This is a genomic window from Thalassolituus sp. UBA6592 (genome assembly GCF_002433655.1).
Classification (GTDB): Bacteria; Pseudomonadota; Gammaproteobacteria; order Pseudomonadales; family Oceanobacteraceae; genus Venatoribacter.
Genome location: NZ_DJIO01000126.1, coordinates 1 through 15,523, shown reverse-complemented (window position 1 = coordinate 15,523; position 15,523 = coordinate 1). Strand labels below are relative to the sequence as shown.

Genomic DNA, 15,523 nt, shown 5'->3' with positions numbered 1-15,523 from the left:
TTTCTGAGCTGCCTGCGCGGCAGCGAGCAGCAGCAGTCAGGCTGCCTTTAATCGCAGTCATTTCTGAGCTGCCTGCGCGGCAGCGAGCTGTTGCAAATCAGCGTTAAATACCTGTTTGTTAAAGAACTTTCTCGTTTTTTACGCAAAAACCCTTTTTCAGGCACCAACCTGCAAACCTATATAAATCAAAGACTTGCAGATTGGGCTGATTTTAAGGTCAAAACCAGGGGATAGTCGCCGTGGCGCTAAGGCCATAGCTATTAAACGTGCCCTCGGATGGTTCGCTTTGCAATTCACCGTGGTAGATATACACCCTCATCCGGTTCTGGTTCGAGAGGCTTTTCATTTCAATAAACGGAAACGGGTTACGCTTCTGCTGGCTGTCCGGTATTTGCTCTTCAGCTTGTTCCGGGGTCAGCCAGCCTTTGGCGATTGAGCGTTTGCGCTTGTTATGGGCACTTTTCATCTGAACCCGTTTTACCGTGCGGTATTGAACCGCATTTGGCACGGGTTCGATCTTGCTGATCTGGCAGTAATCACGCATACCTTTCAGCCAGTTATTTTCCATCAACAAGCCGAGCTCTGACTCACTGCCATGCAGTCGCAATACAGAACCCAGTCGCTTGTCGACTTCCGGAAAGCTGACGCCGATTTTTCCTGGTACTGTTTGACTCATGGCCCGGTGGAATTTTGAAAACAGGGCATTTAGCAGGTCCTGCGTTTCAAATTCCGGGTCGGGCAGCAGCTTGATATCGAGGTAGAAATCCAGTTGGTTCATCCCCTGCTCCTTATCCTGCTTCGCCGAATACGCCACCACGAATCAGAACGCCCATCACGTAGTGCTGATTGCCAACCGATGGGGCCTCGTCTTTCAGTACCCATTTATCGAGCAGGTTGTAGAAATCTTCCTTGGCCTTTGGCTGACGGTAAGCAGCACCACGGCTGGTTACAGAGCCATACGGTTCAATGGCGATAGGGCCAAAGGTATCGGCTTCCGGGTACCAGGTGTCAATGGTGCGAATGGCATTGCCAATTTTCTGGGAGTGCATGGCGGCCTGACCATCAACCTGATACAGGAATTTGCTCTTTTTGCTGTTGCCAGAGCCATCCAGCACCAGTTCCTGTGATGGAAAAATCTCCTGTCCTTCACCCAAACGCACATAGGCTTCAACACGCAGCAATACAAAGCCTTTACCGCTCAGACCGGTTTGGATCAGATCCGCCAGGGGCTTAATCGCCTCTGGCTGGGTACCAAAGTTACGCAGATCGAAGTTATGGGCATCAAACGTCCAGCTGTTCAGGACATCGGTACCCGACAACTGGGATACGGTAACTTCAATTTGCTCGGCACCCACGCGGTTACGCCACAGAAAACGCGCGTTAGCGAGGTTTTCGGCGTAACGGGAAGCCAGTTCGGTGAATTGTTCGCGCTCGATGTAGCCGTTGATTACGTTGGCCAGCGCTTGCTGGTAATCGCCGTCGTTACAAGCTGACGGCGTTGCCAGATCACCCAGAACACGCAGAGTAAAGGAAACTTTCAGAGTGTCACTGTCCTGAGGCAGTGCAGCAGTATCGACCGTTTGAAGGTTAGGCTTTTGAATTTCAGCGTCCAGCTTCAGTGGGTCGTTGGCAATGGCTGCTTTAAGACGGTTGGAAATGGTTCCGCGTACGGATTTTTGTTGCACTTCAATAGCTTTCCAGCCATCGGGGTTAGCGCGCTCTTCCCAGCGACCTGCGAACATAGCGGCATCAGAGTTGGCGTGTTTGCGTTCGAATGCCAGAACAGATGCAGTTTTCAGTTTGGTAGTTGCCATGTTGTCTCTCCTTGATTAATACAATTCGTCTAATGAGTTGAAGTCGTTGTCCGGAATTTCGATGCTTTCATCTTCACTGGATGCAGAAATTACTTGTTGCGATGGAATCTCGCAGACATACGCACCATCGCTGTAGCGGTATTGCCAAAGCAGGTCTTCCGGAGCTTGTAGTCTGTGTGGACTGCACCATTCACCAATGCTGTAGGCGCTTTCTACAAAGCGGAAAGGTACGGTGTTGTCTCGGGCGCGGCCTACGGTGCCTGGTTCGTAAAGATCGGAAATGGATTGATATCCAATGGCCAGTGGTACCAGATAGCCTTTGCCAGAGCCTGGCTTGGGCTGAATTTTCCACTCGGCTTTGGTTTCGCCAACCACGGGGGCTTCACCGTCTTCCAGACCAATGGCTTCGGACTGGTAGCAAAGCGCCACAAAATCGAGCCAACTGTCGAGCAATTCAGTATCTGGTGTTTGTTGCTTTTGGGCCTGATGGTGTTCTGCCAGCAAGTCAGAGCGGTCTAGCAATACAAATCCCGGAATCAGTCGCAACATTTCGCGGCGGAAAGCCCGCTGGCTGTTGGTATCTGTTTCATTAAGCTGCCAGTACCGAACCCGGCCAATGCTTGTGATAATGCCGCCCGCCAGTCGTTGGGTTACCAGCCAGTCCAGCACCTGATGTTCAAACTGTTTGATGCGCTGCTCTGCAGGTTCGTCGCCCAACACCAGTTCCAGAGGGTCAAACTCACAGTCCACCAGCAAGCTGACCGTCATGTGCATACGGCCTTCTTCGTTGAATGGCGCAGTATTACCGTCTTTGGTTAAAGGGTTACGACTTAGTGCAAACACATGTTCAAAACCGCTGGGCTGTTGGGTATGTACCTGATGGCTATGGCAGATGATTCCAACACCTCCCAGGCTGGCATGATTGCCCCACTTTGCCTGGCACTTGCGTGACAGTGCGTGAGTAAACCCCAGAAAGTTGGTTGGCGCAGGAAAGCCCCAGGTCATGCCAGAGATGGCATTGGCGTTTTCAACACGCAAGTTGTTGAGCAACAAAAGATGTCTCATACCAATTCCTCCAGATCGACCATCAGCAAATACGCCTGACGCTGAATTTGTTGTTTAAAGTGCGCGGTTTCGGCATCACTCATGCTCAGCTTTGCTCGCTTGCCTTTCTGGTCGATGGATTTGGCCAGCACCCGGCCAAAGTTAAGGGCTAACTGCTTGCACCAGGCCTTGCCTTCACGCTCGTACTGGAAGTCCTTATCATCTCTGGCGGGGTCAACCCAGCAGGCTTCAGGCCCATTGCCCATGGGTTCGGCAGCCCATCCAGCCGGGAAAAGACGGAGTTGTGCAGCATATTGGTGAAGTTCGTCGACCATAGCAGCAACCATCTCCCCCCGCTTGTTGCGAATATGGCGATTATTCAGCTCATGCTGATTAGCCCACTCAAGAAAGCCCGTCAGTTCATCCAACTGCTTGCGAATGCGCCAACGGTAACCGCTCCAGAAAGCGTCGACAGATTTGGGTGGTTTGGATCGGGATTTCCACACCGGCGGCTGGGCATTAAACAAATACGCCCGACCACCGCGCTGACTGTTCAGCAGGGAAATATTTTGTGGCTTGGTGCCGCCGAAAGTCTGAATGGCCAAATTCAGATAGTCTCTGGTACCCACTTGCCAGAAATGTCCTTTGCGCCGGGCATCACGAGCTTCCTTCGCGTGCTCGCTGAAACGAGAGTGCTGAACACGTTGAAAAACAGCGTGATTGAACGAAGACGCCGCCAGCGGAGCCAGCAAGTGATAGCCAGTTTCTTCATCGGCCACAGGGAAATACAGCTGTTTGGCCAGTGTGTGGCTGGACGGCTCTTTCACTTTCAGAGCTTCCTTGAAGCCTGCCTGCCATTCGGCCTGTTGGTCTGCGGTACCAAACTCAGCCAGTGCCGAAGTATCGTTTGCCGCTACCTGATCCAGCAGACGAACACCTTCGTGTTCCAGCAGCAACAGATTGGCAACATCCAACGCCGCCGCGTTCCCCACCACGTCGGCTTTCATTGCCGTTAAATCTGCGGAAGAAAGCACACGTCCGGCCGCCCACACGGTGATGTCCGCCAACAAGCTGGTGCCCTTGGCATCACTATGTGTGTATTTCAATGCATGGCTGACGAGGCTGATTTGCTTTGCCCGACTTGCTGCATCAGAAAGCCAGGTGGCCGGTTTGAACTTATCCAGCAGCTCTTGTTTACGCTGATGCCAGTCCAGCCGGAATTCAGCGAACTCATCGGCTGTCTTTTCCTTTTCCGCCTTGGCCAGCTCTTTTTCCAGCGGCTCAAGTTTGGCTGTACATCGATCTTCGATGTACTGGCGGATTTTTTCGGTCAGTTCCATTGCACCTCCTGCACGTTCCTGAAATTTAAAATTTGGATTTAATCAATATTCCGAAAGATCCCAAGCCACGGATGGTATTGCCATGACTTCGCGCCAGTGTCGTTAAGGCGACGCAGGCGAATCTCACAAAAATGCTTGCTGATGTCGGACACTTCACGCCCCAGTTTTTCCGACATCTCTGCGATCAGAGTCTTAACGTCACTTTCCAACCAGGGCGAACAGTGCTGAGCAGGTTTGATTTCCGGGTAATCGAAAGTCAGTTTTTGCGGTAACAGATAACCATCGCTTTCTCGAATCAAATGGAACACCGGCTCTTCGGTGTCATCCTGCTGGTACAGCACAAAGGCGTCGTCCGGGCTGGATTGTCTGAATGGGGTTCGGCGTTGCATTTCAGCGTGCCAATCTGGTGCCGGTGATAACTGCCACCAACGGTCGGCACAGGTTCGGCCCTGAATCTGAACCGCCCTGTTTTCAAATAAGGCGGCGATCAGGTGCAAGTGCTCGATCTGAATCAGGCTGGTGCCATTTGCCGCCCTTGCTGGCTCTATGATTCTGGGAATAGATGAAATAGCTGACAGGTCTTCAGCCTTCACACATTGCTTGATTGCCCAGTGCTCCGAGTCCAGCTGCAGCATGGTGTTTGGCCCTGTCGTTTTGGCCTCAAACCCCGGCTGGGTGTACAGCAGTGGCGCTGTGTCACTGTTTACTGCAAGCTGCTTCAGAGTGCGATAGTTGTAATTCAGTACCAGCATATTGGTGGATTTTGGCGCTTGTTTTCGATGGCGCTGAATGCGCCCAGCCAGCTGGATCAACGAACGCATGGAGCTGGGCTCAGCAATGGCCCAGTCATAATCGTGATCGCGCCCTACTTCAGTTACCGGCGAGCCGAGCACAACGAACAGGTGGCTTTGTTCAGGAAAAGTATCCAGCGCGGAACGGATTTCCGGCTGTTGCCAAAGTACTCCAGGCTGTTTGCGGTTAAGCATGCTATCCAGCCGAGCTTCTATATGCGATCGAACTAACAGCGGATGTTGGCTGTGGTACACGCACAAATGCAGACGTGTACCAACAAATGAAACAGTTTGCGGAATATCTCGCTCAATCAACCGCTGGGCAACGGCCACCAGCGGATTAATATTGGCCATTCGAATCAGGCCAACTGACACTTGTTTGCCGGTTGCGGGGTCGGCAGATGCATGGGATTGATGCAGTTGTGTCATACCCTCCCAGAGGCTGGCACAAAGTGCGTCGACGGCTTCTTCCTTACTCCCGGAAATGGTTTCAACATCCAGTACTTCTGCCAAACGCAACGCTTTACCCGGTTCCAGATCGGCTTTCAAATGCTTGACTCGCGTTGCTACAAACTCGCTATTGGAAACCTTGAAAGCCTGCTGATCGGTGCAGTTACTGGATAAGGCACCAAATTCATCAAACCAGGCACAGCAAATCTCATCTGATTGCCCCGGAGTGCCACAAGCACGATTAAACTGCTTCCGGCCAGCCTGATAAGCACTGAAGAGCGCAGTTAACATGGCAGGCGGCATACTGGCAGATGACAGCAATACCCGGCTACCAAGCAACCCAGCCCAGTTCACCAGTCGGCAAAGTGCGGGCAAGTCTGTCGAGTCAAAGTCATCGGGCTCATCCAGCACCAGGTCCGACGTGAGCAACCGCAGCATCGGCGTAATTTGTTTACCACCACGAACACCTTCAGTTGCAGGCATTAAGTGATCGATGGTGCAGACCAGTACCGGGGCACTGAGCAGCTGCAATGACTTGGAGGGCTGACCGTAGGCGTTTTGGCCCAACCAACGTCTTAGCGGGCCATCGCTCAAGGTGCCGTCGTAACTGACATGCTGGGTGTCATCAAGTAAATCGGCCGATGATTCACTGCCGCTTTGCGCGGACTCAGCAGGCTCATTCTGCTCGGTACGACGTCGGTGCAGTTCCTGAACGGCCTGTGAACCAACTAAGACTGCCAGCTCGTCAGAATCCAGTTTCAGTCGTTCTTTTAAAGCATCGCCTGTTTGTAACGTCAGCGTTCGTAGCCCCAAAGCCACACTGAAACGACATCCCTGCTGCTCAGTTGCAAGGCCGTACATTATTCGGGCATTGGCAAAGGTTTTACCCTTACCCGTAGAAGCCATATTGACGCCGAAAAAGCCCTGCTTTGACGACACAGCCGACAGGCCAGTCGCAATATCAAAGGCTGTGTCTTGCCACCGATAGCCGGAATTGGAAGAGCGAGACTTGAGAGTTTTATGGGAGACCAGAACAGGCAAATTCGAACGCAGGTTAGGCAGCTGTCGCGCCAGTAGCAACGCGTTCTGACCGACACCAATATTGTGCTCATCAAGCCGTTGTTTTAGTGGCCGCTTGCCGTTTGCGTCCTTTTTATCGGTATTGGCAAACACCTGATATTTTTCATCCCACCACTTGGTCTGCTTGCCAGCTGCGGAGTAACTGTGGTCAGCCAGCATCAATGCCAGTCGGGACAGGTGGCTACTGAACTGATCGTGCTGTAGCCATTGGGTTTGGCCGTTATACAGCACGCTTTGCTTCAGGGCTCGCTGCGCCAGCTGTTTGGCTTTCGCCCGCCATTGTTGACTGGCGATAGGCGTGCCGTGGGCAAAGTTGAACAGACCCTGCCAGTCAGCAGCCGACCAGTCATGACGTAAACACTGTGAAGAATTCCAGGGCGCGTACCAATCCTGATGCTCCAGAGTTAACTGGGACAATTTGAATTTTTTGAGCCTTGGGTATTCATCCTCGGTTTCATCAGCCTTTTTGCCTTCACGAGCAGGATACACAGGCAAGCGATGATGACTGACGATCAGCCAGCTAACCACTTTTGCTAAAGACAATCCTTCGAGTTGAACAAAGGGATTCTTTAACGCTAGCTCTTTATCCTGCTGATAAGCAGACAATGCTTGCTGACATAACTTTTCGTCCTGCTCTGAAATACCCGCAAGTGCCTTTAGCCACTCTTCATCGGTTTTAATCGTCGCTGTTTTAGCCCTGACAAAAGCCACAAACATCAACAACGAAAGCCATTCGTGACGCAAAGGCTCTTGCGTACCACGCTTGCCCAGCAGCTTTTGCTGGAACAAGGTATTGGCCTTACCAAAGTCATGAAACAATCCAGCGACCCCAGCCATTAAGGCAATGGCTTCAGCTGTTTGCCAATGGTTTTCTGATTCAGCTTTCAGTACATCCCGACCGGTCGAGTTCGTCGGCACTCTGCCCTGTGCATTGAATTTACGTGCACTGCCAATGATCCATTCCAGCTCCAGTTGCTGAGTACCACGCACGCGATGGCAGGCCACGGCGGTGTTTCTTCGGGCAGTTTTACGCAGCAACTTGCGTACAGTTTTCAGGCCTTCCAGCGTTACCGGTCCTTCCCAGCTGCGATCACCGGCACGTTCAAAGAATTGATCGAGAATACGGCGGGTTTCAGTCAGGGCTTTTTTACCGCATTGGGATTTGATGGTGACGATCATGCTTTGCTGATTCCCCGCTCTGGGCGGCCGGTTTGCTCTGCTACCGCTTTGATAGCCTCGATCATGCGGTCGAGTACGTCGTACTTTTGGAACTGGCTGATGAGCTGTTGGCGGAATTCGGTTTCGTCGTGACCAGCTATTGCCGAAATAAAAGCTACCGGCATGACGATGGCGTCCTTGATCAAATCGGCAACGTCAAACACCAACCCACCACGACGGGTTTTGCCGTGTAGTACAGCCAGCCCGTGTGGCAGCCCTAACACCCAACAGGCAGTCGCTGCTAACCCATAAGCGAGATAGTTACCGTGATCCAGATAGCGGTTGGCAATGTCCAATCCACCACCTTGCTTGGCACGCGTAAATTCACCGTAGCCGGTCGTTTGACCGACCAGCTTGTACAGTGCCTTGGTCATAACGGCTTCGGTGGCCAATACATCGTTGCTGTTGTTGGCACTTTCCAGACGTTGCTCAAATGACTGAATCACGCCATCGAGCTGCGGCAGCGATACCGGAAAATCCAGCTCGCGGCTTTTCGAAAGTTTGTTCCAGATCTCGCGAAGGTTTTCGAGCCTGAATTGTTGGAATCGGATAGCCGCATCCAGACGCAGGGACTCGTTGAACCAGAACTGACACCAGAGTTGCAGGTATTCGGTGGGGCGGTATTCACTTTGCGAGGTCAACCATTCAACGTCGGTTTGAACTTCGTTGCATGCAAACAGCGGTGTGCCACCGCCTCCGCAAAAACCGATCAGCACACCAGATTTAGCAAATTCACGCACAGCGGCTTGCGTAATTGAAGTGCCAGTTCCCAGCAGAATGACCGTGGTGTTGGCAATTGGAATGTTCCAGTAGAGCGATTCTTTGCCAGCTTCGGTAACGTATTCAACCCGGCCGCCATTCACTAACACACGGCAGTACTGCAAATAATAAATATTCGCTCGTTTCGAGTGAATAATCGTCTTCAAGTCCGAAGGGGCTATATCTTCCATGCCGGTTCCTGTCTGACGTTTAGCCCATATTACAAAATGAACAGGGGATTAGAAACATCTATATCAATATGGTTTTGTGGCTACTTCACTTGGCTAACCTGCGCTAGAATAGCGGCCGTTATCCGCCCGTTCCGGCAGGCCGAACCCCGTAACTGTGGTTTGGTGTATTGACCGGCAGATCAGGAAGGCACTATGTCTGCACACACCCACGCTATTCCCCCCGCCGCGTTTCATGCCATTGAATGGCACCACCAGAGTCTGCATCTGCTGGACCAGCGTGTACTGCCCCATGAGCACCGCATGAATGAATACACCACGGCGGCAGAAGTCGCCGATGCGATCCGCGACATGGTTGTGCGTGGTGCGCCGGCAATCGGTATTGCAGCCGCCTATGGCTACGCACTGGATGCCCTCGCTGGCCGCGATATGCAGCAGGCCTACCACGTACTGGCGCAGTCACGCCCGACCGCAGTAAACCTGTTCTGGGCGCTGGAGCGTATGGCCGGCCTGGGTACTGAAGATGCCCACGCCCTGGTGGCGGAAGCACGTAAAATTCACGAAGAAGACATCCTCGCCAACCAGGCGATGGGCAATTACGGCGCTTCCCTGCTGCACCCGGATTCTCTGATTTATACCCACTGCAACACCGGCGCACTGGCCACTGGTGGCCACGGTACGGCACTGGGCGTGATCCGCTCCGGCTTTGCCGATGGCAAAGTAAAACAAGTGTACGCCGGTGAAACCCGTCCATGGTTACAGGGCGCACGCCTTACCGCATGGGAACTGATGCAGGATAATATTCCGGTCTCTCTGGTGTGCGATGGCGCGGCGGCGCAACTGTTCCGCCGTGAAAGCATCGACTGGGTGATCGTTGGTGCCGACCGCATTACCGCCAATGGCGACGTGGCGAATAAAATCGGTACTTACAGTCTGGCGGTACTGGCCAAGCATCATGGCATTAACGTCATGGTGGTAGCGCCCACCACCACCTTTGATCTGTCGCTGCGCAGCGGTGACGACATTCCTATCGAACAACGCCCGAAAGAAGAAGTGACCAGCCTGAATGGTCAGCCGGTTGCACCGCATGGCTGTGATGCGATTAACCCGTCTTTTGATGTCACGCCGGCCGGACTGATTGACGTGATTGCCACAGAAAAAGGCCTGATTATGCAGCCGGATGAGAGTAGCGTGGCGATGTTGTTCGCCCGTGGATAAGCAGACCCGCCCGCGGTTAAGTACAATCCGGGCATCTGCAAAGCACTACCTGAAAATTCCGTTAACCCCTGCAGCAGACAGATCCACTCAGGAATTTATGTATGTTCAATCCACAGGAATTTAACCGCGCTGCCAGCGCGTTATGTGAATACGGACGCATTCTTTACAGCCGCGGCTGGTCACCGGCCACCAGTTCCAACTATTCCGTCAGGCTTAACGATGCCTGCTGTGCCCTGACCAGTTCAGGCAAGCACAAAGGCGAGCTGGCACCGAAAGACATCCTTGCCGTCGACTGGCAGGGTAACGCCCTGACGGATGGCAAACCCTCGGCTGAAACTCTGCTGCATACGCAACTGTACCAGCGTGACAGCGACATTGGCGCAGTGTTACACACCCATTCTCCCGTTGCTGTTGTACTGTCACAGGTCTGGCAGAGCGACGCGATTTCCCTCACCGGCTGGGAGCTGCAAAAAGCATTCGCCGGTGAAGACAGCCACGAAGGTACGGTCACCTTCCCGCTGTTTGCTAATCACCAGGATATCCACCGACTGGCTACGCTTGTGGAAGACACAATGCAGCAGCAGGGTCAGGGGCACGCGTATCTGATACGCGGCCATGGTGTGTATACCTGGGGTAAAGACCTGGCCAGTTGCTTCCGCCATCTGGAAGCACTGGAAAATCTGCTTGGCTATCAGCTTGAACTGCTGAAACTTGGGGCTGTGAAACAGTCCTGAATCACTGTGAGGTTATTATGAGCGTTATACGCATTTACAAAGACAGCAACCTGAGTCACACCACCGACCTGCTGTTCACCAGCGAAAACAACACCAAAATCCGCGACTGCCTGGAAAAAATCGGTGTACGTTTTGAGCAGTGGCACACGCCGGTGAGCCTCTCTCCGGGAGCGGAACAGGACGCTGTGATAAATGCATACAAAGAAGACATCGACCGCCTGATCGCCGAAGAAGGCTACCAGACCGTCGACGTTGTCAGCCTCAACAGCGATAACCCACAAAAAGCCGAACTGCGTGAAAAGTTCTTAAACGAACATACACACAGTGAAGATGAAGTACGTTTTTTTGTCGCCGGCCACGGTCTGTTCAGCATGCACGTTGACGGCAAAGTCTACGAAGTTCTTTGCCAGAAAGGCGACCTGATCAGCGTACCGGCCAATACCCGCCATTGGTTTGATATGGGTCCTAACCCGAATTTTATCGCTATCCGCATGTTTAATAACCCGGATGGCTGGGTCGCCAACTTTACCGGCGATCATATTTCCACTCACTTTAATCGTCTGGATAACTGATGAGCGTGAAACTGATTCTGACGGATATCGAAGGCACCACGTCTTCCATTTCATTCGTTAAGGATGTGCTTTTTCCTTATGCCGCAGAACACCTGCCAGCGTTTATTAAAGCGCACCAGCAGGACGACACCGTGCGCCAGTTACTTGCGGATACAGCAGAACTGGCCGCGCAGGAAGGCAACAACATCAGCGCTGCGGATATGGATGCCGTCAGCGCTGTTTTGCTGCAATGGATTGCAGAAGATAAAAAAGCCACGCCACTGAAAACCCTGCAGGGCATGATCTGGAAAGCCGGTTATGAAAACGGTGATTACAAAGCACATATGTACGCCGATGCCGTTGATTACCTGCAGCAATGGCACGCTGCCGGCCTGCCACTGTATGTGTATTCATCCGGTTCAGTTGCCGCGCAGAAATTATTCTTTGGCTATTCAGAGGCAGGGAATTTACTGCCTCTGTTCAGTGGTCATTTTGATACACAGGTGGGTGGCAAACGCGAAGCTCAATCTTATCAGAATATTCTGCAGGCACTGCAGAAAACTCATGATATTAATGCCGCTGATGTGCTGTTTTTATCGGATATCGAGGAAGAACTGGATGCCGCCAAACAAGCCGGCATGCAGACCTGCTGGCTGATACGCGATGCGGAAATTCCACAAAATCCGGCCCATAACGCCGTCAGTTCGTTTGCCGATATTATTTTGTAGGAAAGGCTTCGGCTTCGATAGTAGGTCCGATAGCCGCAGGCGCATTGCACGCCTTCGCGGGTGAACCCGCTCCTACAATAAGTCGCTTATTCAAAATTACTCTGTAGGAGGTGCTTCAGCTCCGATGGCCGCAGGCCCATTGCACGACCTTCGCGGCTGAACCCGCTCCTACAATTTCTCACCATTTGTAGGGTGCACAATGCGCACCAATAACCGTAATGTCTGGCCGCGCCGGATTCGCGAATGAACCCGCTCCTACAATAAATTGCCTATTCAAAATCATTCTGTAGGAGGTGCTTCAGCTCCGATGGCCGCTGGCCCATTGCACGACCTTCGCGGGTGAACCCGCTCCTACAATTTCTCACCATTTTTAGGGTGCGCAATGCGCACCAATAACCGTAATGTCCCGCTGCGCCGGATTCACGGCTAAGCCCGCTCCTGCAATGCCCCCCAACCTGAACGCAAAAAAAAACGCCGGAAATTCCGGCGTTTTTTATGGGCTAACAACTGAGAAACCTCAGCAGCACAGATTATTACAGGTACTTTTTATGGAAGCGCAGGTGCTCTTCAATAAAAGACGCAATAAAGTAATAGCTGTGGTCGTAGCCTTCATGCTGACGCAGTTCCAGCGGGTAGCTGCTGCGTGCCGCAGCGGCTTCCAGCATTTCCGGTTTCAGCTGCTCTTGCAGGAAATTATCTGCAAGACCCTGATCCACCAGTGCCGGCAGTTTTTCTGTCGCCAGACTCATCAGTTCAGATGCGTCATAGGTGTGCCACAGTTCACGGTCATCACCCAGGTAGTTAGAAAATGCTTTCTGACCCCATGGGCAGTTCACCGGATTGGTAATCGGGCTGAACGCAGACACTGAGGAATAACGCTCAGGATTACGCAGTGCAATGACCAGTGCACCATGGCCACCCATAGAGTGACCGGCAACAGCACGCTGCTGAGTAACCGGGAAAATTTCTTCAATCAGTGCCGGCAGTTCTTCGACCACATAATCGTACATGTGGTAGTGCTTACTCCACGGCGCCTGGGTAGCGTTCAGGTAAAAACCTGCGCCTTTACCCATATCGTACTGATCGGCTTCGTCAGCAACATCATCACCACGTGGGCTTGTGTCCGGCGCAACAATGGCCATACCCAGTTCCGCAGCAACACGATGTGCACCGGCTTTCTGCATAAAGTTTTCATCGGTACAGGTCAGACCGGATAACCAGTAAAGCACCGGTACCGGGTTTTCTGCACTGGCCTGTGGTGGCAGGTAAACCGCAAAACGCATATCACAGTTCAGCACCTCTGAATGATGCGTGTATTGCTTGTGCCAGCCGCCAAAGCTTTTGTTCTGACTTACGATTTCCAGAGTCATAATTTTCTCCAGTAAAAAAGCGCAGACAGGCATTACCCTGGCTGCGCTTCTTCGTTAACTCAGTAGTGAATAACGGAACGGATGGACTTACCTTCGTGCATCAGGTCAAACGCTTCGTTGATCTGATCCAGTGGCATGGTGTGCGTGATGAAATCGCTCAGCGCGAATTTACCTGCCAGGTAGTCTTCAACGATGCCAGGCAGTTCAGAACGGCCTTTAACACCACCGAATGCAGAACCGCGCCATACACGACCGGTTACCAGCTGGAACGGACGGGTAGAGATTTCCTGACCAGCACCGGCAACACCGATGATCACAGATTCGCCCCAACCTTTGTGACAGCATTCCAGAGCAGAACGCATCACGTTGACGTTACCGATACATTCGAAGGAGAAATCCACACCACCGTCAGTCATTTCAACAATAACGTCCTGAATCGGCTTATCGAATTTGGATGGGTTAACCAGATCGGTTGCGCCCAGTTTGGTCGCCAGGTCGAATTTGGATTCGTTCAGGTCGATACCGATAATACGGCCAGCGCCAGCCATTTGTGCACCAATGATGGCAGACAGACCAATACCACCCAGACCGAAGATAGCAACGGTGTCGCCTTTCTGTACTTTGGCAGTTTTCTGAACAGCACCCATACCAGTAGTTACACCACAACCCAGCAGACACACTTCTTCCAGTGGCGCTTCAGGGTTTACTTTGGCCAGGGAGATTTCCGGCAGTACAGTGTACTCAGAGAAAGTTGAGCAACCCATGTAGTGGAAAATCGGCTCACCGTTGCAGGTAAAACGGGTAGTGCCGTCTGGCATAAGACCTTTACCCTGAGTCGCACGAACCGCGCTGCACAGGTTGGTTTTACCGGATTTACAGAACTTACACTCGCCACATTCTGCGGTGTACAGCGGGATCACGTGGTCACCCACTTTCAGGCTGGTTACGCCTTCGCCCACAGACTCAACAATACCGCCGCCTTCGTGGCCCAGGATCGCCGGGAACACGCCTTCAGGGTCATCACCAGACAGAGTGAAAGCGTCAGTGTGGCATACACCGGTAGCAACGATTTTTACGCGAACTTCGCCCGCTTTTGGCGGAGCTACCTGAACTTCTTCGATTTTCAGGGGTTCGCCCGCTGCCCAGGCAACGGCTGCACGGCAGGTAATAGTATCAGTCATGGTCATTCTCCTGTTTCATGATGGTGACCATTGTAATTACCTTTCTCTTAGCGATAATCTACCTACATATAAAATCACTATTACATATAGGTAACAATGAACGAATGGCAGGGCCTCAGTGAGTTTATTGCTGTGGCTGAAACAGAAAGCTTTACCCGCGCCTCTCAGCAGCTGAAGATCTCCACCGCTCAGGTCAGCCGCCAGATTCAGTGGCTGGAAGAACGTCTGGGAGTGAAGCTCTTCTACCGCACCACACGCCGGGTGAGCCTGACGGAAGCAGGTCAGCTCTACTACCAGTCATGTCGCCCTCTGCAGGATGCCCTGCACGACGCAGAGCGCAGCCTCAGCCAGCTGCAGAGCATTCCTCAGGGTACGTTAAGGGTGACCGCTCCGGTGACCTATGGTGAGCGCCAGCTGATGCCAGTGCTGAACCGCTTCCTGCAGGAATACCCGCAACTCAGCCTCAGCTGCGATCTGACCAACAAAAAAATGGATCTGGTGGAAGGTAACTACGATATTGCCATCCGTCTCGGACGACTGGAAAACGAAGATCTGGTGGCTCACCGGCTCGGCACACGACGCCTTTACACCTGCGCCTCAGCCACCTATATCGACCATCACGGCTCGCCGGATACTCTGTCAGAACTCAGCCGCCACAGCTGCCTGGTCGGAACACTCGACTACTGGCGCTTCCGCGACAGCCGTGGTGAACGCATGATCCGGATTCACGGGCGTTTACGCTGCAACAGCGGTGCAGCCCTCACCGATGCGGCGCAACGGGGCCTGGGGATAGTGCAGTTACCGGATTATTACGTAAAGCCCTATCTGGATGATGGTTCGCTACGGGAAATTCTGCCCAACTTTGCTCCGGCCGATGAAGGTATCTGGGCCATGTATCTGCCGGGCCGGCAGCTGTCTCCGAAAGTGCGGATCCTGCTCGACTATCTCGCCGCACATCTGTGATGTATTAAGGAATAATTGCCGGATTACAGGCAATAAAAAACCCGCCGTAGCCACTGCTGTCCCACAAATTTCTATTCAAGCATTTCGAAAAATG

General features: G+C 52.7%; 13 protein-coding genes. 5 read left to right on the top strand and 8 right to left on the bottom strand.

The genetic code is table 11. The annotated features are described in order from the left end of the window. Window positions 1-217: 217 nt before the first annotated feature. The 6 genes from cas6f to cas1f are packed head-to-tail and all read right to left on the bottom strand — an operon-like array spanning window position 218 to window position 8,687. On the bottom strand, window positions 218-778 hold the full coding sequence (gene cas6f, locus B2Z72_RS11830) for a type I-F CRISPR-associated endoribonuclease Cas6/Csy4 (protein WP_296980846.1): 561 nt from the start codon (window positions 776-778) through the stop codon (window positions 218-220). Window positions 779-788: 10 nt separating this feature from the next. Continuing rightward, window positions 789-1,814, bottom strand: coding sequence for a type I-F CRISPR-associated protein Csy3 (csy3, locus tag B2Z72_RS11825; RefSeq protein WP_296980848.1), 1,026 nt, complete (start codon window positions 1,812-1,814; stop codon window positions 789-791). Between the two features lie 15 nt (window positions 1,815-1,829). Beyond that, a complete protein-coding gene (csy2, locus tag B2Z72_RS11820) occupies window positions 1,830-2,879 on the bottom strand; it encodes a type I-F CRISPR-associated protein Csy2 (RefSeq protein WP_296980849.1) in 1,050 nt (349 codons plus the stop codon). After that, window positions 2,876-4,198, bottom strand: coding sequence for a type I-F CRISPR-associated protein Csy1 (gene csy1, locus B2Z72_RS11815; protein WP_296980851.1), 1,323 nt, complete (start codon window positions 4,196-4,198; stop codon window positions 2,876-2,878). The genes csy2 and csy1 overlap by 4 nt, the downstream gene beginning before the upstream one ends. A 38-nt stretch (window positions 4,199-4,236) precedes the next feature. Beyond that, window positions 4,237-7,698 (bottom strand): type I-F CRISPR-associated helicase Cas3f, encoded by a 3,462-nt coding sequence (gene cas3f, locus B2Z72_RS11810; RefSeq protein ID WP_296980852.1) that lies wholly within the window; start codon window positions 7,696-7,698, stop codon window positions 4,237-4,239. Then, window positions 7,695-8,687 (bottom strand): type I-F CRISPR-associated endonuclease Cas1f, encoded by a 993-nt coding sequence (cas1f, locus tag B2Z72_RS11805; RefSeq protein ID WP_296980854.1) that lies wholly within the window; start codon window positions 8,685-8,687, stop codon window positions 7,695-7,697. The genes cas3f and cas1f overlap by 4 nt, the downstream gene beginning before the upstream one ends. Window positions 8,688-8,879: 192 nt before the next feature. Here cas1f and mtnA point away from each other — a divergent pair, with 192 nt between their 5' ends. The 4 genes from mtnA (at window position 8,880) to mtnC (ending at window position 11,915) form a co-directional block, all read left to right on the top strand. Further along, complete coding sequence (gene mtnA, locus B2Z72_RS11800) at window positions 8,880-9,902, top strand: S-methyl-5-thioribose-1-phosphate isomerase (protein WP_296980856.1); 1,023 nt, start codon at window positions 8,880-8,882, stop codon at window positions 9,900-9,902. Window positions 9,903-10,003: 101 nt separating this feature from the next. Further along, window positions 10,004-10,636: a methylthioribulose 1-phosphate dehydratase gene (locus B2Z72_RS11795; protein ID WP_296980858.1), complete on the top strand. Its 633-nt coding sequence runs from the start codon at window positions 10,004-10,006 to the stop codon at window positions 10,634-10,636. Between the two features lie 17 nt (window positions 10,637-10,653). Beyond that, the gene (locus B2Z72_RS11790) at window positions 10,654-11,208 is read left to right on the top strand and encodes a 1,2-dihydroxy-3-keto-5-methylthiopentene dioxygenase (protein WP_296980860.1); all 555 of its coding nucleotides are present in this window, start codon (window positions 10,654-10,656) and stop codon (window positions 11,206-11,208) included. Next, on the top strand, window positions 11,208-11,915 hold the full coding sequence (gene mtnC, locus B2Z72_RS11785) for an acireductone synthase (RefSeq protein ID WP_296980863.1): 708 nt from the start codon (window positions 11,208-11,210) through the stop codon (window positions 11,913-11,915). The genes B2Z72_RS11790 and mtnC overlap by 1 nt, the downstream gene beginning before the upstream one ends. Window positions 11,916-12,448: 533 nt before the next feature. Here mtnC and fghA read toward each other — a convergent pair. Together fghA and B2Z72_RS11775 are read right to left on the bottom strand one after the other, a co-directional pair. Next, window positions 12,449-13,285, bottom strand: a complete 837-nt coding sequence (fghA, locus tag B2Z72_RS11780; protein WP_296980866.1) for an S-formylglutathione hydrolase — start codon at window positions 13,283-13,285, stop codon at window positions 12,449-12,451. 59 nt (window positions 13,286-13,344) lie between these two features. Beyond that, a complete protein-coding gene (locus B2Z72_RS11775; protein ID WP_349676674.1) occupies window positions 13,345-14,466 on the bottom strand; it encodes an S-(hydroxymethyl)glutathione dehydrogenase/class III alcohol dehydrogenase in 1,122 nt (373 codons plus the stop codon). Between the two features lie 96 nt (window positions 14,467-14,562). Between B2Z72_RS11775 and B2Z72_RS11770 the strand changes: the two genes are divergently transcribed. Then, entirely contained in the window at window positions 14,563-15,429 is an 867-nt protein-coding gene (locus B2Z72_RS11770) for a LysR family transcriptional regulator (RefSeq protein ID WP_297004916.1), read from the top strand. Window positions 15,430-15,523 lie beyond the last annotated feature (94 nt).